Origin of the sequence: Aquipuribacter nitratireducens (genome assembly GCF_037860835.1) — a bacterium.
Classification (GTDB): Bacteria; Actinomycetota; Actinomycetes; order Actinomycetales; family JBBAYJ01; genus Aquipuribacter; species Aquipuribacter nitratireducens.
Genome location: NZ_JBBEOG010000011.1, coordinates 60,225 through 78,979, shown reverse-complemented (window position 1 = coordinate 78,979; position 18,755 = coordinate 60,225). Strand labels below are relative to the sequence as shown.

The 18,755-nt window shown below is 72.1% G+C and carries 21 protein-coding genes and 2 tRNA genes; 9 read left to right on the top strand and 14 right to left on the bottom strand.

All coding sequences use genetic code 11. From position 1 onward, the window contains the following. Positions 1-3: 3 nt before the first annotated feature. A complete protein-coding gene (locus tag WAB14_RS16705) occupies positions 4-933 on the top strand; it encodes a DUF4397 domain-containing protein (protein WP_340271472.1) in 930 nt (309 codons plus the stop codon). Next, positions 930-1,718, top strand: a complete 789-nt coding sequence (locus tag WAB14_RS16700; protein ID WP_340271471.1) for a class F sortase — start codon at positions 930-932, stop codon at positions 1,716-1,718. The genes WAB14_RS16705 and WAB14_RS16700 overlap by 4 nt, the downstream gene beginning before the upstream one ends. 14 nt (positions 1,719-1,732) lie before the next feature. On the opposite strand, the gene WAB14_RS16695 is transcribed toward WAB14_RS16700, so the two are convergent. Both WAB14_RS16695 and WAB14_RS16690 read right to left on the bottom strand, forming a co-directional pair. Next, positions 1,733-2,323 (bottom strand): hypothetical protein, encoded by a 591-nt coding sequence (locus WAB14_RS16695; RefSeq protein ID WP_340271470.1) that lies wholly within the window; start codon positions 2,321-2,323, stop codon positions 1,733-1,735. 77 nt (positions 2,324-2,400) lie between these two features. Further along, positions 2,401-3,396 carry an NAD(P)/FAD-dependent oxidoreductase gene (locus tag WAB14_RS16690; RefSeq protein ID WP_340271469.1) on the bottom strand — a complete coding sequence of 332 codons (996 nt, stop codon included), beginning with the start codon at positions 3,394-3,396 and terminating at the stop codon, positions 2,401-2,403. A gap of 80 nt (positions 3,397-3,476) precedes the next feature. On the opposite strand from WAB14_RS16690, the gene WAB14_RS16685 reads away from it, so the two are divergent. The 3 genes from WAB14_RS16685 (at position 3,477) to WAB14_RS16675 (ending at position 5,830) form a co-directional block, all read left to right on the top strand. After that, positions 3,477-4,076 (top strand): helix-turn-helix domain-containing protein, encoded by a 600-nt coding sequence (locus WAB14_RS16685; protein WP_340271468.1) that lies wholly within the window; start codon positions 3,477-3,479, stop codon positions 4,074-4,076. A 32-nt stretch (positions 4,077-4,108) separates the two neighbouring features. Next, positions 4,109-4,666: a DUF3592 domain-containing protein gene (locus WAB14_RS16680; protein WP_340271467.1), complete on the top strand. Its 558-nt coding sequence runs from the start codon at positions 4,109-4,111 to the stop codon at positions 4,664-4,666. A gap of 729 nt (positions 4,667-5,395) precedes the next feature. Then, positions 5,396-5,830, top strand: a complete 435-nt coding sequence (locus WAB14_RS16675; protein WP_340271466.1) for a hypothetical protein — start codon at positions 5,396-5,398, stop codon at positions 5,828-5,830. A 24-nt stretch (positions 5,831-5,854) separates the two neighbouring features. Here the strand turns inward: WAB14_RS16675 and WAB14_RS16670 are convergent, their stop codons facing one another. Continuing rightward, positions 5,855-6,493, bottom strand: coding sequence for a hypothetical protein (locus tag WAB14_RS16670; RefSeq protein ID WP_340271465.1), 639 nt, complete (start codon positions 6,491-6,493; stop codon positions 5,855-5,857). A 237-nt stretch (positions 6,494-6,730) separates the two neighbouring features. Then, positions 6,731-8,314, bottom strand: a complete 1,584-nt coding sequence (locus WAB14_RS16665; protein WP_340271464.1) for an RNA-directed DNA polymerase — start codon at positions 8,312-8,314, stop codon at positions 6,731-6,733. A 235-nt stretch (positions 8,315-8,549) separates the two neighbouring features. On the opposite strand from WAB14_RS16665, the gene WAB14_RS16660 reads away from it, so the two are divergent. Beyond that, the gene (locus WAB14_RS16660; RefSeq protein ID WP_340271463.1) at positions 8,550-9,116 is read left to right on the top strand and encodes an HD domain-containing protein; all 567 of its coding nucleotides are present in this window, start codon (positions 8,550-8,552) and stop codon (positions 9,114-9,116) included. Here the strand turns inward: WAB14_RS16660 and WAB14_RS16655 are convergent. Together WAB14_RS16655 and WAB14_RS16650 are read right to left on the bottom strand one after the other, a co-directional pair. Further along, the gene (locus WAB14_RS16655) at positions 9,084-9,554 is read right to left on the bottom strand and encodes an NUDIX hydrolase (protein WP_340271462.1); all 471 of its coding nucleotides are present in this window, start codon (positions 9,552-9,554) and stop codon (positions 9,084-9,086) included. The two genes, WAB14_RS16660 and WAB14_RS16655, sit on opposite strands and share 33 nt — an antisense overlap. A gap of 3 nt (positions 9,555-9,557) precedes the next feature. Beyond that, positions 9,558-10,298 (bottom strand): XRE family transcriptional regulator, encoded by a 741-nt coding sequence (locus WAB14_RS16650; RefSeq protein ID WP_340271461.1) that lies wholly within the window; start codon positions 10,296-10,298, stop codon positions 9,558-9,560. Between the two features lie 141 nt (positions 10,299-10,439). On the opposite strand from WAB14_RS16650, the gene WAB14_RS16645 reads away from it, so the two are divergent. Together WAB14_RS16645 and WAB14_RS16640 are read left to right on the top strand one after the other, a co-directional pair. Beyond that, the gene (locus WAB14_RS16645) at positions 10,440-10,877 is read left to right on the top strand and encodes a hypothetical protein (protein ID WP_340271460.1); all 438 of its coding nucleotides are present in this window, start codon (positions 10,440-10,442) and stop codon (positions 10,875-10,877) included. Continuing rightward, entirely contained in the window at positions 10,877-11,167 is a 291-nt protein-coding gene (locus tag WAB14_RS16640) for a hypothetical protein (RefSeq protein ID WP_340271459.1), read from the top strand. Before WAB14_RS16645 ends, WAB14_RS16640 begins: the two co-directional genes overlap by 1 nt. Positions 11,168-11,376: 209 nt before the next feature. Here the strand turns inward: WAB14_RS16640 and WAB14_RS16635 are convergent. Further along, positions 11,377-11,450: transfer RNA gene (locus WAB14_RS16635), tRNA-Ile, on the bottom strand. A 113-nt stretch (positions 11,451-11,563) separates the two neighbouring features. Between WAB14_RS16635 and WAB14_RS16630 the strand changes: the two genes are divergently transcribed. Continuing rightward, positions 11,564-11,761 carry a hypothetical protein gene (locus WAB14_RS16630; protein ID WP_340271457.1) on the top strand — a complete coding sequence of 66 codons (198 nt, stop codon included), beginning with the start codon at positions 11,564-11,566 and terminating at the stop codon, positions 11,759-11,761. Between the two features lie 12 nt (positions 11,762-11,773). On the opposite strand, the gene WAB14_RS16625 is transcribed toward WAB14_RS16630, so the two are convergent. From WAB14_RS16625 to dusB, 7 genes are all read right to left on the bottom strand, one after another. Next, positions 11,774-11,846 (bottom strand) — tRNA-Asn (locus WAB14_RS16625). A gap of 108 nt (positions 11,847-11,954) precedes the next feature. Next, complete coding sequence (locus tag WAB14_RS16620) at positions 11,955-12,479, bottom strand: hypothetical protein (RefSeq protein ID WP_340271456.1); 525 nt, start codon at positions 12,477-12,479, stop codon at positions 11,955-11,957. Beyond that, positions 12,476-14,338: a DNA primase gene (gene dnaG / locus WAB14_RS16615; protein ID WP_340271454.1), complete on the bottom strand. Its 1,863-nt coding sequence runs from the start codon at positions 14,336-14,338 to the stop codon at positions 12,476-12,478. Before dnaG ends, WAB14_RS16620 begins: the two co-directional genes overlap by 4 nt. Before the next feature lie 22 nt (positions 14,339-14,360). After that, positions 14,361-15,605 carry an NAD(P)/FAD-dependent oxidoreductase gene (locus WAB14_RS16610; RefSeq protein WP_340271452.1) on the bottom strand — a complete coding sequence of 415 codons (1,245 nt, stop codon included), beginning with the start codon at positions 15,603-15,605 and terminating at the stop codon, positions 14,361-14,363. Between the two features lie 70 nt (positions 15,606-15,675). Next, positions 15,676-16,953: a deoxyguanosinetriphosphate triphosphohydrolase gene (locus WAB14_RS16605; RefSeq protein ID WP_340271450.1), complete on the bottom strand. Its 1,278-nt coding sequence runs from the start codon at positions 16,951-16,953 to the stop codon at positions 15,676-15,678. Beyond that, positions 16,950-17,558 (bottom strand): YdcF family protein, encoded by a 609-nt coding sequence (locus tag WAB14_RS16600; protein WP_340271449.1) that lies wholly within the window; start codon positions 17,556-17,558, stop codon positions 16,950-16,952. Before WAB14_RS16600 ends, WAB14_RS16605 begins: the two co-directional genes overlap by 4 nt. Beyond that, entirely contained in the window at positions 17,555-18,742 is a 1,188-nt protein-coding gene (gene dusB / locus WAB14_RS16595; RefSeq protein WP_340271447.1) for a tRNA dihydrouridine synthase DusB, read from the bottom strand. Before dusB ends, WAB14_RS16600 begins: the two co-directional genes overlap by 4 nt. Positions 18,743-18,755 lie beyond the last annotated feature (13 nt).

Below are 18,755 nucleotides of genomic sequence, written 5' to 3'. Positions count from 1 at the left end.
CCCGTGGCCCGACCGAGCCCCGCCGTCCGCGCCAGCGCGTCCGGCTCGTCCCGCCCCCGGGCGCTGCGTGCCGCGGCGCTCGTGGTCGCCACCGCGGTCGCCGTCGTGCTCCTGCCGGTGGGGGCGGCCGGGGCGTCGACGGCGACGGCGTACCTCCGGGCGGCGCACCTCGTGCCGGACCTCGGCGCGATGGACGTCCGGCTGTCGCCGTTCTCCGGCGAGGGGGACCCCGAGGCGCTGGCACCCGTCCTCGAGATCACCGCGTCGTACGGCGCGGTCGGCGGGTACGAGGCCCTCCCTCCCGGTCGGTACGCGGTCGCCCTGCGGCCTGCAGGCTCCGACCCGTCGAGCGACCCGGTGCTCAGCCTCACCTTCGACCTCACGGCAGGCCAGGCGTACACGGTGGCCGGACTGGGCTCCAGCGACGACCCGAGCCTGGAGCTGCTCGAGGACGAGCTGACCCGCCCCGCGGACGGCACGGCCCGGGTCCGCCTGCTCGGGGCGTCCCTCGAGGCACCGACCGCGCAGGTGTCGGCGGTCGACGGCCCGGCGCTCGGCACCGCCCGGCTCGGCGAGGCGACGGACTACACGCAGGCACCGGCGGGTCCGTGGACCCTGCGGGCCGAGGGCGACGGCGCCAGCGGCGAGAGCGAGGTCGACCTCGACGCGGGCGACGTCTACACCCTCCTCGTCCTCGACGGCGACGACGGGCTGCAGCTGCAGGCCGTCCTCGACGCGGGCGGGGTCGGCACGGTCCCGGTCGGGGCCGCCGCCACCGGCCTCGGCGGCCTCGCCGACGGCGCGGGCGGCCCCGGCCCGTCCGCGGGCGTCGTCCTCGCCGCACTCGCCGCGGGGGCGCTCCTCGTGCTGCTGGCGGCCGTCCCGCTCGCGCGGCCGGCCCGACGCCGCGCGGAGCCGCCCGCGACCAGGTGACCGGGCAGGCGCGCCACCGCGCCGACCCGGTGCCGGGCGCGGTGCGCCGCCAGACGCTCCTCACAGCGGTCGTCGTCGCGGCGACGGTGGGGCTCGGGAGCCTGCTCGCCCTCGCGGCGGGTGGTTTCGAGGCCGATCCTGCGGCGTCGCCGAGCCCCGAGGGGTCGAGGGCGGTCACCGCGGCGACGCCCTCCCCGGCATCGTCACCGTCACCGTCACCGTCCGCGGCCGCTGCGCGGTCGGCGCGGGTGCCCGCCGACCCGGCCGCGACGTCCCCGTCGGCCCCCGCGCCGGCACGGACGACGATCGGGCCGGTCGACCCCGGCGTCGCCGTCACGGCACCGCTGCGGCCCGTGGGTCTCAGCGTGCCCGCGATCGACCTCGAGACCCGGCTCATCGAGCTCGGCACCGAGGCGGACGGGACCCTGGAGGTGCCGGACGACCCCGACGACGCCGGTTGGTTCACCGCCAGCGCGGTGCCCGGCGCGCGCGGCCCCTCGATCATCGCCGGTCACGTCGACTCCGCAGACGGCGTCGCCGTCTTCACCCGCCTCGGTGAGCTCGCGCCCGGCGACGCGGTCGCCGTGACGCTCGAGGACGGCTCCATGGCCGCCTTCGTCGTGAGCAGCGTCCAGCAGTTCCCCAAGGAGGAGTTCCCCACCGACGAGGTCTACGGCCCCTCCCCCGTGCCCGTCCTGCGTCTCGTGACGTGCGGCGGGGAGTTCGACCGGGCGGCGGCGTCCTACCGGGACAACGTCGTCGTCGAGGCGGTCCCGGCTCCCTGACGCCGTAACTCGCGTCAGCGGAGGAAGTCGATCCGGGCGACGTCCGCCACCGGCACCGACACCGTGCCCCTTTCATCGGCGGCGGCCACCGGGCAGTTCCGGGTCAGGACCGACTCCGTCAGGACCGTCCCGTCGAGCAGCTCGACGGTGGCGTCGGCGAAGCCCGGGGACTCGGTGAAGACGGCGTCGATGCGGATGGACCTCACGTCCTCCAGCTGGATGGTGCGACCGTCCACGAACGCGAGCCGCTGACGGTCGCACGTGAGGCCCACCGTCATGGCCCGCACGTCGAGGGTGGTCCCGTCGTCGCGTACCAGGGACGCCCTGGCGTCGGTCCAGGGGACGAGCGGCGGGTCGGCGTCGGGCGCCGAGGACCCCGAGGCCGTCGCAGCTGCCGCGCCGTGAGGATCCGAGGCGTCGTCGGACGTCGCGACCACCGCCGGCGCGGCGGCGGGCGGACCGGCGTCTGCGGCACGGCCCCCGGGTGGGAGCACGTCGTACTGGAAGAGGATGCCGAGCAACCCGCCCACAGCGGTGAGGAGAGCGGCGACCGCGGTGATGACGCCGGGCGCGCTGTGCCAGAAGCCCCTACCGGTCTCCGCCATGAGCCGACCACCTCCGGTCCGCGCCGCCGTGGGAACGCTACCGCCGACGGCGGGTTGTCGCCGCGGGCCCGCGCCGGTCAGGCGACCCGGCTCGTCCTCGCTGCCTGGACGGCCGTGGCGGTCTCCTCCGTGACGAGGTCCGCGTTCAGCACCGCGGCGGCCATCGCCCCGGCCGCCGCGGCGGCACCGACCTGGGCTGTGAGGTCCGTGACGTTCCCTGCGACCGACACCCCCGGCACGGCGGTGCGTCCCACGGGGTCGGCGGGCACGTGCTCACCCGTCCCGCTCGGGTGCGGCACGGCCTCGAGGCCGAGGGCGCCGAGCAGGTCCGCACGCGCCCGCATGTACGTCCCGACGACGACAGCCTCACGCGCGACGAGCGTGCCGTCCGCCAGCCGGAGCCCGGTCACCCGGTCGTCGCGGACCTCCACAGAGGCCACGCGTCCCTCGACGACGCCGATGCCGCGGGCGGCGAGCCTCTCGGCGTCCTCCGGGGACGGCGCGTCCTGCGTGTGGGTGAAGAGGGTGACGTCGTCGCTCCACTGCCGGAACAGCAGCACCTGGTGGAGGGCCATCGGTCCCGACGCGACGACCCCGATGGCCTGGCCGCGCACCTCCCAGCCGTGGCAGTACGGGCAGTGCAGCACGTCGCGGCCCCACCGCTCGCGCAGCCCGGCGACGTCCGGCAGCTCGTCGGCGAGACCGGTCGTGACGAGCAGCTTGCGGGCGAGGGTCGTCCTGCCGTCGGCGAGGTCGACCGTGAAGGCACCGTCGGTGCCGCTCACCTGCCCGACGGTGCCCACGACGACGTGGCCGCCGTAGCGCCGGACCTCGGACCTGCCGCGCGCGAGCAGCTCGGCGGGTGGCGTGCCGTCCCGGCCGAGCAGGCCGTGCACCTCGTGCGCGGGCGCGTTGCGGGGGGCGCCGGCGTCGACGACGGCGACGCGCCGCAGGGCGCGGCCCAGCATGAGGCCGGCGCTCAGACCGGCCGATCCTCCTCCCACGACGACGACGTCGTAGCTCTCGTCCAGCCCGTCGGACACCTCGGGTCCGGGCACCATCTGATCGGTCACGTCGACCACCTCCTGCGCCGACGATGGAGGCGCGTCCGCCGCGAGGGCAAAGTTCCTTGCCGAAGTGGCAAACTTGAGCCGTGACCGACGAGCCCGACGGCGTGCTGTCCGCTGTGGGCCCGCGACTGCGGGCCCTGCGACGACGCCGCGAGACGACCCTCACCGAGCTGTCGGCAGCGACCGGCATCTCGACGAGCACGCTGTCCCGGCTCGAGTCGGGCACCCGCCGGCCGACGCTGGAGCTCCTGCTGCCGCTCGCGCGCGCCCACGGCGTCAGCCTCGACGAGCTCGTCGACGCCCCACCGACCGGCGACCCCCGCGTCACCCTCCGCCCGGTCGAGCACCACGGCCTCACCATGCTGCCGCTCACCCGGCGTCCCGGCGGGATCCAGGCCTACAAGCTCGTCATGCATCCGCAGGCGCGCAGCCGCGAGCCCGACCCGCAGTCGCACGAGGGGTACGAGTGGTTCTACGTGCTCGACGGACGGCTGCGGCTCGTGCTCGGCGACCACGACGTCGTGCTCGTCCCGGGCGAGGCCGCGGAGTTCGACACGCGGACGCCGCACTGGTTCGCCCCCGCGGACGACGAGCCGGTCGAGCTGCTCGTGCTCTTCGGTCGACAGGGCCAGCGCGCGCACCTGCGGGCGCGACCGCGGGCCGCGACCCACCGGGTCGGGTGACGTTCGCCGTGAGCCGCAGGTCGGGAGGAGCCGTGTTCGCGGCCGTCGCGGTGCTGGCGCTCGTCGCTGCGGTGGCCCTCGTCGCGGTGTGGGTGAGCACGGGCTGGTACCAGTGCACCTCGCGGGCGTGGTCCGGCGAGGACCTCGACCTGCCGCCGAGCGTCGTCGGACGACGCGACGCCGAGGTGCTCGACGTCGACATGTGGCGCAAGCCCGACGGGTCCCGGCGGTCGACCGCCGACGTCGTGTTCGAGGCGGCGGGCCGCCAGCGCGTCGTGACGTGGGTCGAGCTGATCCACCGCGACCGCCTCCCGGAGGTCGGAGAGGTCGTCACCGTCGCGTACCTGCCCGGCGACCCCGAGACCGCGTTCCTGCTCGACGACCCGGGCCTCAGCGACCCGCAGGGCAACGGGTATCTGGCATACCGCACCCCGCCTCCGCTGGACGACGAGTGCGCAGCGGTGCCCTTGCTCCTCGTGGTCGCCGCCTGTGCTGCCGGGCTGGCCGTGATCGCGGCTCCGGTGGGCGCCGGCCTGCTCCTCACCACCCGCCGGACGGAGCGGTGGTCGCCTTCCTCGCTCCGTCGTTGACCCCTGGGAGCCGGAGGAGCACCCTTGACGGGCCGCACTGCCCCTGTGGGTGGGCCGTCGAGGAGGCCGTCATGGTCGGACGTCTGTTGTGCAGGTTCGGTCTCCATCGGTGGCGTGGCCGCCGGGGGCCCGGAGGCTCGTGGCTGGAGTGCCGTCGCTGCGGGCGTGAGGAGGACGCGGGCTTCCGGGTGAACCCGGGCATGTGATCCCGGCGGGCTCGGCCACGACGTCGCCGCGGTGGGGCAGGTGGGGCTTGAACCCACGACCGACGGATTAGGAGGCGGAGGTAGGGGGGTTCCGCGGCTTGCTGGCGTGGGTCGACATAGGGCTTGACCTGGGAAAATGCTTGTCGGAGTCTGACAGCCATTGACGGTCTCTCGGCCACTCTTGTGCCCTGGATGTGCCCAACGACCGCAGGCGGCGCCAGTGCGCCAACTCGACCATTCGGGGGCTTCCCCTACCTGTCGCCTGGGTGGTGATCCCGTCGCGTCGGCCGCGGGTCGCTTAGCCACCCGGGCGCCGGGCTGGCAGGGATGACGTAGTCACCGCGAAGCGGCCGAAGGTCCTTGCAGACCGGCGCCCGGGTGGCTGACCCTTCGGACGGTCGGCGCGACGGGATCGCCGCCCTGGTGCGCCTCCACGCATCCCGGAGCCGAGGCCCGGGGTTCGGGGCGGAGCCCCGGGAGTGTCTATCTTCGGCGCAGACCATTCGAGCGACAGACTGGGCCCATGACAGTCGACCAGATTATGGCTGCCCTGGTTGCGCTTATCGGCGCCATCGGGGCCGGGGTTTCCTCTGCTCGAAGGGGCGGAGGACAAAGGGCCGCACTGAAGCTCGATCTAGAGATTCTTGAGAAATTGCCGCGAGAAAGCCAAGTACGTGACGATCTATCGAAATTTGTAGATCGTCGCCTTGCGCGACTAATTGAGACAGAGGAAGTTCTCCGCAGAGACATGACCGGAGTGGGCGTTGCAGTCTTCATTCTAGTGTCAGGCATCGCCGCCGGCGCCTTAATCGAATCCCTGGGCGGATGGTGGCGGTTCTTCTGGCTGTTTGTTGGCTTCTGGCTGCTCCTGGGGGTCGTCGGACTCTTCTCCAGTTTGCGGAAGACTCACCGCGATGAAAAAGGCAAGGAGATAAAGGAAGCGCCATCGAAATCGTAGGGACCGGGAATCGACCCGGCAGAGTTAGGTCTTTCCCCACGGTGGGGTCCACCCGCTGTCCTCGACTACCTCGCTCAGGGGACGACTCAACTTCCTTTCCATCGACGCCGAGTAGAAGTCCCGCAGCAGAGATTTGAGCATGTCGGGGCGCCCGAGCATAGTTGCCGCGTACCCAAGATCACGTCGCGCAGCAAGGAGGAAGTCGGCGTAGTGCCATAGGAGGACGTTCGGGGGCGCGGAGGCATAGGTTGCTTGCTGGAACGATGCGTAGCTCCGAGCCACCTCATCACTTCCAATCAGATTCACCCACATGGCAAAACGACTCGTCTTTGAGACAAAGTTGCGTAGCTGCTTTGGGTCATCCAGATTAATCCGCTTGTAGAGCGCGTCTTCCATTAGTTCCAACATGGGGGTGAAGGTTTCTAGTTTCTGATTTGCAAGACGCATCTCAAGCTCATTGAGAGTCGATTCACGATCGCGTTCACGCGAATACTCGAGTTCCAGCATCTTCAACTTCTCGCTGGTGGCATCGTTCCGCTCCGCCTGGACTAGCGTGCGACTATTTGCACGGTTGGCGATTATGATCGCTGTGGCCGCCGATATGACAGCGACAAGGATGGATGCACCACTGGAGATCGCGGGTACTGCGAGGTCGGGGTCCATAAACATCTCCTACGTGTCGGTTGCCTTCTGCGCCTCAATCAGTCCTTGGCTGCGCGTCGCGCGGCGGGGCCCGGAACGGCCCCTAGGCCGCATGCCCGGCGCCGCCGCGCGATGCGCGGCGGCTTGATCCTATAGAGGCCAATGAAGCAGCCTGGACCGAGGCGGCGCCGCCGGCTGCAGACTGGAGGGAGCTCGCTGGTCATGCGGCCCACCTGATGACCTGGGTGACAGGTCAATTCAGTCAGTCTCGTCGAGCCCAGAGAAATCTTCGACCACCTTGGCCGGCGCGAAGTTCTGAGCTTCCAGCATGTCTAGTGTCAGTCGGTTCTCCTCCTGATCCTTCAACCATCCCCTGACGACGGTGCGAGGTTCCCTAGCTCCCACAGCGGCCAGGGCAACCACCCGGCGATAGTGCGGATTTGCGTTGGTTGTCACTGCTTCTCGCGCCGCCCGCCTACACCGGTTCGGGTCCCAAGCTGCTAGACGCTGAGCGGCCAAGGCAAACAGTGGGAGTTGTACTCGGGCCTCAGAGACGAACCGCTCGAACAGGTTCAGCGTCTTTGTTCGAGGCCTTCTTGTGGACGGTAGAGTCGTTCCAAACGCAGCTGTAGACCATTCGAACGTCGCCCAGTGAGATTTGACGTGCGCAAGGAACCACTCTTCGTAGTCGCCCGGGGCGACCGCATCACGGAACAAGCGCGAAAGATGGTCCGCAGCGTGCGGCATGCGTTCCGCCGTCTCTAGCAAATCGGGAACTCTATCGAAGACAGTGTGCCATCGCATTCTGCTGGTGGCAAAGCGCATCGAGGTGCGGCTGGCCGTCTCGCCTTGGGCGATGAGTCTCTCCAGCAGGGTTTCCAGAGGTTCGATATTCCGTGAAATCTCCTCTCCCCCGACAATGAGGCTGAAGCCAAGAGCTGTGTCAACGGCACTGTGCTCGATTTCTAGCACACGCTCCTCGACCTCGGCGCCTTCCAGGAGCTCCGTCTTGCCAGAGTTCAGATCCAGTCCTAGCGACCGCGCCTCTTCCTGCAGTGCGAACTGAGCCTGGCGCAAGCGACCAGCGTCAGCACCAAACAGCCACATGTCGTCCATCCAGCGGGCCGCGCTCACGTGGCTAGGGTCTTTCCGCCTCTTGCGTTTCACAACCCTTGCGTGATTGCTCAGAACGTGGTCCATGGAAGAAAGGACAGCGTTGGCGAGCACAGCCGAAGCGCTTGATCTCTGCGGTAGACCGCGTCGGCCCGCCACGTTGTCCCACGATTCCACCAGTCCGAGCAGACGGTCGGGCAGCAAGCCCGACCCCGCACGAGAATGAACAACATCCTTGACAGCAGTCATGGATACGTTAGCGAAGCAGGAGACAATATCCGTGACTAGGGCCGCCTCATACTTGCCGCTTAGGTCGCCAATATGACCGCGAAAGTAACTCCACTCGTCAGCATTTCGCGCATAGTGGCCCTTCGCGTAATTCCCTCTATGCAGGCGCCACCCGAATGCATCATTAGACAGGTCGCCAATCAGTTTGGCGCTCAGGGCGTCCACAACGCCCGTGTAGATTAGTCGATCAAGAGGGTCCATGACCATCGCCGGCCGCGATCCAAAGTTCTCCTTTGGGACGTCAACAAGCGCGACCTGGAAGGTGCCGCTCCCGGACAGCCGATCATGTATACGGCCTCGCGCTTTCTTGACGGCGAACCGGAGTTCGGGCCACCCCCATGGGTCTCGGTACCAGTCGCCGTACGCTTCGCGTTCGAGGTTCTTGGCGGCCAACTCCAAGTCGACCATCGCGTTCCAGTCGGGACTCCCCTTCGCCGCCATGCCCAAACCCTCCCACGGCTTGTGGCCCTCGTCTTTCGTTTCGGCACCGCTAACGGAGGCACTGGCTCACTCGGCTGCAGCTCCCAGGGCGGTCGAACCTGACACCCCGACCTAAGCCGGGTCCGCCGGGCCGGCCTGGCACTACTGACGCTGTGGGGTTCGATCAGGGTTCTCGCTGCTGACGAGCGCTCCGTCATCCTCCGAGGAAGGGGTTGTCCGCGCTACCGTCGTTGGGGTGTCGGTTGGCGGGCTCTCGGTGGCGCGGAGGGTGGCGGAGGCGGCTTTGGCCGGGTCCGGCGCTCGACTGGCACATGTGCGCCGGGTCGGTGCCCGCGCGGAGTTCATCGCGCGCGTTCTGGGTCTGGGCGGCCATGTAGTCGATGCGGCATGGCTGCATGATGTCGGCTACGCCGCGGTCGCCGCCGAAACAGGCTTCCACCCACTCGATGGAGCGACATGGCTGGCCAGCCGCGCCTGGACCCCAGCGATCGTGTCGCTCGTCGCATTCCATTCGGGTGCGGTCGTTGAGGCCGAAGAGCGGGGCCTTCGCGACCAGTTGCAGCAGTTCGTCGAGCCGGATGCCGGTGAACTCGACGCGCTCAACTTCTGCGACATGACGACCGGCCCGGACGGCAGCCCGGTTGCTGTGGAGGAGCGGATCGCGGAGATCCTGTCTCGCTACAACGAGCACGATCCGGTGCATCGGGCCGTGCTGCGCTCCCGTGCTGAGCTGGTGCAGTCGGTCCGGCGGGTAGAAGCGCGGTTGGCCTCAGCCGATGTGGACTTGTCCGTCGTCACGTAGACCGTGGCGGATGCGTTCGCGCATCGAGGGGTGCATGGGCAGCGCTTCAAGGTCGCCTGGGTTGACCCACTTCACGGCCTTGGACTCGCTGCTGGTCATTGCGCTGCCGCCGGTGAGTCGGGCGCGGAAGCAGATGGAGAACTGCTGGCGAACCTCGCCGTCGTCGTAGGCCATGACGTGGCGTGGGTTGGTGTAGGTGCCGCTGATGTCGGTGACCTCGACGTCGTAGCCGGTCTCTTCCTTGACCTCGCGGACGACGGTGTCCGCGATGGACTCCCCAATCTCATGTCCGCCGCCGGGTAGGGCCCAAAGGTCGTTGTCGGTCTTGTGGATCAAGAGCAGCCGGCCCTGCTCGTCGAGGACGACGGCCACCACGGACGGCACGACGCTGTTCGCGGGCGGGGCGTCGGGGTCGTCGATGAAGTCCCTGCGTGCCATGGCTCAGGAGGCTACGCGCGCGCGCTCCCAGACGCGTTCGTAGGAGCTGAGGTAGTTCGTGAACAGTCGGCCTCCGTCGATCCGCCGCAGGTGCAGTACGGGTGAGTGACTGGCGGCGGTGCCGAAGGTGTGGGGGTTGGCCAGCAGGGTCTCGTCGAAGCGGAACATCGACGTGTAGAGCGTTGTGTCGTGCATGCGGGCCTCGACGCCAGGGGTGCCGAGGATCTTCGCAAGGTACGCCCAGGTCAGCCGGCAGCGAGCGGCGAGCAGTTCACCGATGCCCTCCTCCTGGCCGCGGCGCGCTGCTGCCTCACCGTCCGGGTCACCGAACAGCAGCCGCACCCGGACACCGCGTCGGGCGGCGCTGACGAGTCGGTCGTCGAACTCGGGGACGGCGTCGTGCAGGAAGCTGCCGGCGAAGGCGAGCAGGTCGATCGACTCGGCGGCGGTGTCGAGCAGCGAGCACCAGGTGTCGATACTCACCGACCCACGGTTCGGGTGGATCGCGACAAACTCTGCCTGGCTCGCCGACACGGTCCGCGGGTCCGCCGCTGTTTCCGGCCAGAGGAACACGTCGTCCTCACCGAGCAGCTGCGCCACCGCTACTCGGTGGGTGCGGTGCGGCACCCGACCGGACACGATCCACCGCTCCACCGTCTTGCGGTCCACCCCGACCTGCTCGGCCACCGTCGCGACGCTCTGGCCGCTCCCCACCACGGCTGCACGAAGACGCTCGTTGCTCATCCGACCCCCTCAGGACGCAATGGGACGTTTGTAGCAGAACAGGACGTCCTGTGACGTCCCTCCACACGGTGTCGACGTCCCATCCGTCCGCGGTCCTCTGGGCTCGGGCCACTTCCGGCCCCTGACCGAGAGGAGCGGGCGATGCCTGCGTACGTGGTGGACAGCAGCAAGCAGCCGATGGTGGCGACAGGGGTGGTGGACGCTCGGTTCGACTGGGTGGAGACCCCCGGCGGTGGCCGCGCCCAGAGCGACCAGCAGTCCCGGGATGAGGACACGGGGATGCCGGTCTGGGGTGTGGAGGTGATGTACCAGCAGGTGCAGTACGGGCGCACGAGCAGCGTCGTGGCGTCTGTGACAGTGCCGGCCTACGACCGCCCGGAGGTGACCGCGCTTGGGCCGATCGCGTTCGAGAACCTGCGGGTCGAGGTCCGCGTCATCAAGACCACCGGCGCGCTGGTGGAGTACTGGTCCGCCGAGGGCATCGCCGCCCCCGTCCCGGGCTCAACCCGCCGGCCTGGCTCGTCCACGTCCAGCTCGACGACCAGCTCGTCGGGCTCGGCCTCGTCTGAGGCGGCCTGATGAGCGCCGACCTCGGCCTCTCGACCGCCAGTGGTGGTGGCTCGTCGAGGGCGGACGTCGTCGTCTGGGCCCGCGCCCTCGGTGTCCGGTCGGGCGAGGAGGTGTGGGAGCACGTCGCGAAGACGTCCGCCGACATCGCCCGCCTCCTCGACGACCTGTCCGCCGTGGTGTCGCGGGTGTCGGAGTACCCGGACGAGGAGCTGCATTGGGAGCTGTCGCGGGCCTTCGGTCGCATCGAGGGGGTCGGGCAGGCGCTGCTGCGGGTCGCGCGCTCGACCCACACCGACTGATGGCCACCACCGCGACGACCGCCGCCTCGTCGTCGGCCTCGACGGGTACGGGGACGGTCGTGACCCCGGACGGTCGGGTTTCGACGTCGGCCGGCTCGCCCGCCGCTCGCGGGCCCCGTTGTTCGCCGCGTGGTGGCGTGCCTGGTGGGTCACCCGACTCCTGGTCCTCGACGGGCTCCGTCGGCCGTTCCGGACGGACAAACGTGCGGTGGGGCAGGTGGGGCTTGAACCCACGACCGACGGATTATGAGTCCGCTGCTCTGACCGACTGAGCTACTGCCCCGCTGCCGCCGACGACGACCGCGACGCCACGTTACCGAACGGCAACACGCCGTCGTCCACATCCTGCGTGCAGAGTCTCGACGGGTGTCCGCCCCCACCGTTAGCGTCTTCGACGTGACGCCGTGCCCGGACTGCCGCTACTGCTCGCCCGAGCAGGAGCCTTCGCCCCGTCAGCGGTGGCCGCGGCCCACGCAGTGGTTCGAGCAGCCGTGCCCGTCGTGCTTCCACCGGCTCCGGGCGCACCGCACCGGCGTGCCGCAGTGCGAGGAGGTCGTGGGCGCCCTCGCCGGCGAGGACCGCGCTTCCGCCTGAGAGCCTCGAGGGCTCCCGCAGTTGGACTCGAACCAACAACCTGCCGGTTAACAGCCGGCTGCTCTGCCAATTGAGCTATGCGGGACCGCAACGGCCGTCGAGGTCGCCCCCGGGCCGACGCCGGACGAGGTTATCACCCGGCGACTGCCCGCCCGGACCACGCCTGGACCACGCCCGGCGGCCTCGGGGACGCTCAGTCGGGCAGCCCGAGCTCCCGGCGCAGCGCGTCGCGCGCCCGCGCGACCGAGGTCGCGACCTCCGGCTCCGACAGGTCGACGCCGCGGTCGGCGCTCACCTGCAGCGACACCTGCTCCTCCGGGGTGCGGCGCGCGACGACGTGGACCGAGCGCCCACGGCCCACGTCGACGCTGTAGGTCTGCACGACGCTGTTCTGCACCCGCTCCCGCACGGTCTCCGGGAGCCGCCGGGGCCGGTGGCCGACCGGCACGGCCCACCGCGCCCCGTCCACGAGCCTCACGTCGAGCAGGCGTTCCTCCGGCACGGTCGTCGCCGTCCGGACGTCGACCCAGCGCACGGCGCGTGCCGTGTCGGGCGCCCCGTCGGCGCCGAGCGTCGTGACGACGTGGAGGCGGTGGGTGGTCGCGAACGTCCAACCGCCCTCGACCCGCGAGACCGCGAGCACCCGCTCCCCCGGCTCCAGCGACGCGGCGCGCACGACCGGCTCGGGCAGCCGCGGGGCGCGCGCGAAGACACTCACGCCTCGCCGCCGAGGGCCTGGTCGCGCAGCCGGCGCTGCCGCGCCTGCGCCTCCAGCAGCACCTTCTGCGCCTGCTCGTAGGCGTCGGGGTCGGTGCCGCGGTCGAGCCGGTTGAGCCGTCGCAGCGCGTCCATGACGACCCGGTTGGCCTCGATCTCCGCGATCTTCGCCACGGCCATGCGCGCGAACCGGGGCAGCTCCTTCTCCCCCGCCGGCAGGTCCATGACCGCCAGCCGCGTGAGGAGGGGCTGCACGGTCGACGGGGCGACCTGCCGGACGGCCTCGAGCAGCTCCGCACCGGTCCGCCCGGTCGCCCCGCCGGAGGCGAGGATCGTCTCGTGCACGACCCGATGGGTCGGGACGGTGAACGCCTCCTCGCCGAGGGCGTCGACCTGCGCGCCCACGTGGTCGGGCACCTGCAGCGCGCACGCGAGCGCGAACCGCTCCGTCGTCGCGACGGGGTCGTCGGCCTCGGCCCGCGACGGCGCGGGACGTCCGCCCTCTGCTCCCGGACCGCCACGGGCGGCTCGCGCGACCCGGGAGACGACGAAGCGCTCGTCGAGGAAGCCGAGCCAGCGGTCGAGGTTGACCGCGTAGCGGTGCCGCAGCTCTCGGTCCTTGATCGCGGCGACGATCGGGGCGGCCCGGTCGAGGCCGGCGAGGCGTCCCTCCTCGGTGTCGAGGTCGACGTCGGCGAACGTCGAGCGGATCGCGAACTCGAACATCGGGACACGACGCTCCACCAGCGCCCGGACCGCGGCGTCGCCCTCGCTCTGCCGCAGGTCGCACGGGTCCTTGCCGCTCGGCTCGACCGCGACGAAGGTGCGGGCGACGAACTGCTGGTCGGCGGCGAACGCGCGCAGCGCGGCCTTCTGCCCGGCGGCGTCGCCGTCGAAGGTGAAGACGACCTCCCCGGTGGCGGTGACGTCGCCGATGAGGCGCCGGGCGAGGCGGGCGTGCTCCTCGCCGAACGCGGTGCCGCACGTCGCGACCGCGGTCGTGACCCCCGCGAGGTGCGCAGCCATGACGTCGGTGTAGCCCTCGACGACGACGAGACGCCGCTCGCGGGCGATGTCGCGCTTGGCGAGGTCGACGCCGTAGAGCACCTGCGACTTGCGGTACAGCGGGCTGTCGGGGGTGTTGAGGTACTTCGCCTCGATGCGGTCGTCGTCGTACAGCCTGCGGGCACCGAAGCCGACGGTGTCGCCGGTGACGTCGCGGATCGGCCACAGCAGCCGGCCGCGGAAGCGGTCGTACAGCCGGCCGGACTGGTTGCGCCCGGCGAGGCCGGCGGTGACGAGCTCGTCGTCGGTGAAGCCGCGCCCGCGCAGGTGCCGCACGAGCTCCTCACCCGCCCGTGGGGCGTAGCCGACCCCGAACTGCTCGGCGGCGGCCCGGTCGAAGCCCCGCTCGGCGAGCAGGGTGCGGGCCGGCGCCGCCTCGCCGCCCATCAGCTGCTCGGCGTACCAGCGCTCGGCGGCGGCGTTGGCGTCGACGAGCCGCTGCCGCTGTCCGACGGGCTGCCGGGGCCCGCTCGGGCGCCCGCCCGACAGCTCGTCGTAGCGCAGCTGGACGCCCGCCTTCGCCGCCAGCCGCTCGACGGCGTCGGTGAAGCCGAGGTGGTCGATCTTCATGACGAAGGCGATGGCGTCGCCGCCCTCGTCGCAGCCGAAGCAGTGCCAGACCCCGAGCTGGGGCCGGACGTGGAACGACGGCGTCTTCTCGTCGTGGAACGGGCACAGGCCCTTCAGGGAGCCGGAGCCCGCTCGCCGCAGCGCGACGTGGTCGCCGACGAGCTCCTCGATGCGGGTGCGCTCCTTGACCGCGGCGACGTCCTCGTCCTTGATCCGCCCGGCCACCGTCCGAGTCTAGGTGCGCGGGCTACACCCGGACGTCGCCGAGCGGCACCTGGGGATCGGCGAGACGGGCGACGTCGACCTCGGCCCGGCTCGTCACGAGGTCCTTGACGGTGTCGGCGTCGTCCCACCCGTCCACGTGCAGGCCCGCGACGAGGCGGCCGCCGTCGTGCCAGAAGGCGAACCACGGGGTGCCGGTCTCCGACGCCGGGGCGCTCGCCCGGAGAACGACGTGGTGGCGCTCCGGGTCCGCCCAGCCCCGGTACTCCAGGCCGGCGCCGAACTGGTCGCTCCAGAAGAACGGCGGCTTCGCCCACTGCTCGCCCTCCCGCAGCGCACCCGCCATCGAGCGGCCGGCGATCGGCCCGCCGTCGCTCGCCGCCGCGTAGTGCTCGAGCCGCACGGGCTCTCCCACCCACGCGTTGTGCGCGCGGGCCACGTCCCCGACGGCGAACACGGCGTCGTCCTCGGTGCGGAACGACCCGTCGACGAGGACGCCGTCGTCCACCCGGAGCCCCGCGGCCTCGGCGAGCTCCGTGCGCGGGGTGATCCCGACCCCGAGCACGACGGTCGAGGCCGGCACCCGCTGCCCGTCCGACAGCTCGACCTCCTGCACCCGACCGTCGCCGTGGACACGGGCGACCTGGGTGCCGTCGACGAGCCGCACGCCGGCGGAGCGGGCGAGCTCGGCGAAGCGCTGCCCGACGACGTCCCCGACGACGTGCCCGAGCGGGACGCTCCCGTCGTGCACGACGGTGACGTCGACCCCGGCGGCGCGGGCGGCGCTCGCGACCTCGAGCCCGATCCAGCCGGCACCGACCACGACGAGCGGGTCGCCGGAGGCGATCGCGGCCTTGACGGCGTCGGAGTCCTCGCGGGTGCGGAACGTGAGGACGCCGTCGAGGTCGATCCCGTCGACGGGCAGCCGGCGGGGAGCGGACCCCGTGGCGAGCAGGAGCCGGTCGTAGCCGAGCCGCTCGCCGTCGGCGAGGACGACCTCCCCGGCGGAGCGGTCGATGCTGTCGACGTGCGCCCCGGTCCGCAGCGTGACGTCGTGCTCGTCGTACCAGCCGCGGTCGTGGACGAGCAGGGAGTCGGCGTCGGACTCCCCCTGCAGGTAGTCCTTGCTGAGGCCCGGCCGCTCGTAGGGCTCGTGGGCCTCCTCCCCCAGGACCGTGATGCTCGCGTCCGGGTCGGCCTCGCGGATCGCGGCGGCCGCCCCGGCACCGGCCAGCCCGGCCCCGACGATGACGTGACGCTGTGCGCTCATGCCGGGAGCACAACACGCGGCACGCGCGCCCGCACCCGGACCTGGTCGGCGTCCCGTCGCGCGCGCGGCCTCAGCCGCCGACGAGGGCCGCGTGCCAGGCGACGGCGCTCGTGTCGGTGAGCGCGGCGACCTGGTCGACGACGACGCGCAGGGCGGCGGCGTCGTCCGCGGCCTCGGCGAGGTCCGCCAGGTACGCCGGCTGCAGGTGCGACGGGTCGGCGACGAGCGCGGCGACGAGGCCGGAGAGCAGCTCCCGCTGACGCTCGTACACGGGCGCACGGTCGTCGGCCTGCATGACGTAGTGCGCCGCCACGGCCTTGAGGGCGACGACCTCGGCGCGGGTGCCCTCCGGCACCACGAGGTCGGCGCCGTACCGGGTGAGCGGCCCGGGACCGTGGACGGCGCGGGTGGCGGCGTCGGCGGCCCCGACGAAGCGGCCGACGAGCGCGCTCGTCATCGTCTTGAGCGCGGCGAGCGCCGGGCGGGAGGAGACGGGCCCCGCGACCCACTCCGGCAGGTGCTGCAGCCGCTCCAGGGCGGCGACGACCGCCGGCTCGTCGAGGGCGTCGCCCTCCCCGCCGCCGTACCAGCGCAGCGCCGTCCCGGCCACGGCTGCGCGCTCGGCGGGGTCGTGCAGGACGGCGAGGTCGAGCCGGCCCGCGACGACGGCGTCCTCGACGTCGTGGACGCTGTAGGCGATGTCGTCGGCGAGGTCCATGACCTGCGCCTCGAGGCTCTTCCGCCCGGCGGGGGCGCCGTCGCGCAGCCACGCGAAGACGTCCGCGTCGTCCGCGTACACCCCGAACTTGCGGGGGGCGGACCTCCTCGGGCCCTCACCTCGCCGCCACGGGTACTTCGTCGCCGCGTCGAGGCTCGCGCGGGTGAGGTTGAGCCCGACGCTGCGCCCGTCGGGCCGGACGACCTTCGGCTCGAGCCGGGTCAGCACCCGCAGGGTCTGCGCGTTGCCCTCGAACCCGCCGGCCGCGGCCGCGACCTCGTCGAGCAGCGCCTCCCCGTTGTGACCGAACGGCGGGTGACCGAGGTCGTGCGCGAGGCACGCGGTCTCGACGACGTCGGGGTCGCAGCCGAGCCCGCCGCCGAGCTCGCGCCCGACCTGCGCGACCTCGAGGCTGTGCGTGAGCCGGTTGCGGACGAAGTCGTCGCTGTCCGGGCCCACGACCTGCGTCTTCGCCGCGAGCCGGCGCAGCGCGGAGGAGTGCAGCAGCCGGGCCCGGTCGCGGGCGAACGCCGTCCGCCTCGAGCGCTTCGGCGGCTCGTCGACCCAGCGCGCCCGGTCCGGCGAGTCGTAGCCCGGTGTCGACACGGGCTCACGGACGGGCGCGCTCACGCCGCGAGGCCCCGCACCTTGTCGAGGGCGACGGCCCCCTGGTGGACGAGCACCCCGGCGGTCTCCCGCCCGACGTAGCTGACGGCACGTCCCGCCGAGGCGGTGCTCGGCCCGTCCTGCACGGGGCTGGTGCCGACCAGGGGCAGGTCGACGGTGTCCGCCATCACCCGCACCCGGTACAGGTGCCACGGGTCGCTCACCGCGACCAGCCGCTCCCAGCCGCGCTCGCGGGCCAGCTGGGCGACCGGGAGGAGGCTGTCGTACGTGTTGCGGCCCTCGGGGACCGCGACGACCGCGTCGGCGGGGACGCCGCGCTCGACGAGCCACTCCTCGCCGCTGCCCGCCTCCGTGAAGCGGTCCCCCTCCTGGTTGGAGCCCGTGGTGACGACGACGGGCGCGACCCCGGCCTCGTAGAGGTCGAGGGCGTGCTGCAGGCGCGCCTCGAGCACGGCGCCGGGCTCGCCGTCGAGCTGGGCGGCACCGAGGACGACGAGGGCGTCGGCGCCCGGGGCGTCGTCCCAGCGCGCCACCTGGACGACGCGCAGCGCGACGGCGACGGGGACGGCGAGCAGGAGGACGACGACGGCCGCGAGCAGGCGCCTCATCCGCCGGACACGGACGCCTCGGCCGCGGCGACCTGCGCGGCGGTGGCGGGGTCGAGGTCGCGGCTGCGCAGCCACCCGTCGGGCAGCGACACGGGGCGCGGGCTGCCGGCGCGCCCTCGCTGCCCCTCGGCGGCCTCGCCGGGGTAGGCGGCGTCGAGCGGCATCTCGGCGGTGACGGCGTCGATGTCGGCGAGGGAGTCGACGAGGGCGAGGCGCACCCGCAGCTCGTGCCCGACCGGGTACCCCTTGAGGTACCACGAGACGTGCTTGCGGATGTCGCGGCACGCCCGTGCCTCGTCCGCCATGTTCTCGGCGAGCAGCTCGGCGTGGCGGCGGAAGGCGGCCACGACCGTCCGCAGGTCGGGGCGGGTGCGCGCGTCGCTGCCGGCGAGTGCTGCGGCGATGTCGGCGAACAGCCACGGCCGCCCGAGGCACCCTCGCCCGACGACCACGCCGTCGCAGCCGGTGCGCTCGACCATGGTGACGGCGTCCTCGGCGGAGAACACGTCGCCGTTACCCAGGACGGGCACCTCGGCGGGCAGGGCGTCGCGCAGGCGGGCGATCGCGTCCCAGTCGGCGTGCGGGGCGTACAGCTGTGCGGCGGTGCGCCCGTGGAGGGCGACCCACGCGGCGCCCTCGTCGACGGCGGCGCGGCCCGCGTCGAGGTACGTGAGGTGGTCCTCGTCGATGCCCTTGCGCATCTTCACCGTCACCGGGACCCCGGCGGGCTCCGCGGCGCGGACGACGGCGCGGACGACGGCGCGGAACAGGTCGGCCTTCCACGGCAGCGCCGCTCCCCCGCCGCGGCGGGTGACCTTCGGGACGGGGCAGCCGAAGTTGAGGTCGACGTGCTCGGCGCGGTCGAGCTCGAGGAGGACCTCGACGGCCCGCGCGGCCGTGCCGGGGTCGGTGGCGTACAGCTGGACGCTCTTGACCGGCTCGTCCGGGTGGTGCTCGGTGAGACGCAGCGACTCCGGCGTGCGCTCGACCAGCGCGCGGCTCGTCACCATCTCCGACACGTAGAGCCCCGCGCCGCCGCCGAGCTCGCGGCACAGCCGCCGGAAGGCGGCGTTCGTGATACCGGCCATGGGAGCGAGCACGACGGGCGCCCCGAGCACCCGGTCGCCGAGGCGCAGCGGCCGGGTCGGCGCGCCGACGGGCGCGTCGAGCGTCGTGAGGGTCACCGCACCAGGGTAG

What these genes read in the sequence shown, in the direction of transcription:
- WAB14_RS16670 (WP_340271465.1), bottom strand. Translation starts at nt 6,493, where the DNA reads ATGGACCCCGACCTCGCAGTACCCGCGATCTCCAGTGGTGCATCCATC.
- WAB14_RS16665 (WP_340271464.1), bottom strand. Translation starts at nt 8,314, where the DNA reads ATGGCGGCGAAGGGGAGTCCCGACTGGAACGCGATGGTCGACTTGGAG.
- WAB14_RS16640 (WP_340271459.1), top strand. Translation starts at nt 10,877, where the DNA reads ATGAGCGCCGACCTCGGCCTCTCGACCGCCAGTGGTGGTGGCTCGTCG.
- WAB14_RS16600 (WP_340271449.1), bottom strand. Translation starts at nt 17,558, where the DNA reads ATGAGGCGCCTGCTCGCGGCCGTCGTCGTCCTCCTGCTCGCCGTCCCC.
- WAB14_RS16645 (WP_340271460.1), top strand. Translation starts at nt 10,440, where the DNA reads ATGCCTGCGTACGTGGTGGACAGCAGCAAGCAGCCGATGGTGGCGACA.
- WAB14_RS16675 (WP_340271466.1), top strand. Translation starts at nt 5,396, where the DNA reads ATGACAGTCGACCAGATTATGGCTGCCCTGGTTGCGCTTATCGGCGCC.
- WAB14_RS16655 (WP_340271462.1), bottom strand. Translation starts at nt 9,554, where the DNA reads ATGGCACGCAGGGACTTCATCGACGACCCCGACGCCCCGCCCGCGAAC.
- WAB14_RS16695 (WP_340271470.1), bottom strand. Translation starts at nt 2,323, where the DNA reads ATGGCGGAGACCGGTAGGGGCTTCTGGCACAGCGCGCCCGGCGTCATC.
- WAB14_RS16650 (WP_340271461.1), bottom strand. Translation starts at nt 10,298, where the DNA reads ATGAGCAACGAGCGTCTTCGTGCAGCCGTGGTGGGGAGCGGCCAGAGC.
- WAB14_RS16610 (WP_340271452.1), bottom strand. Translation starts at nt 15,605, where the DNA reads ATGAGCGCACAGCGTCACGTCATCGTCGGGGCCGGGCTGGCCGGTGCC.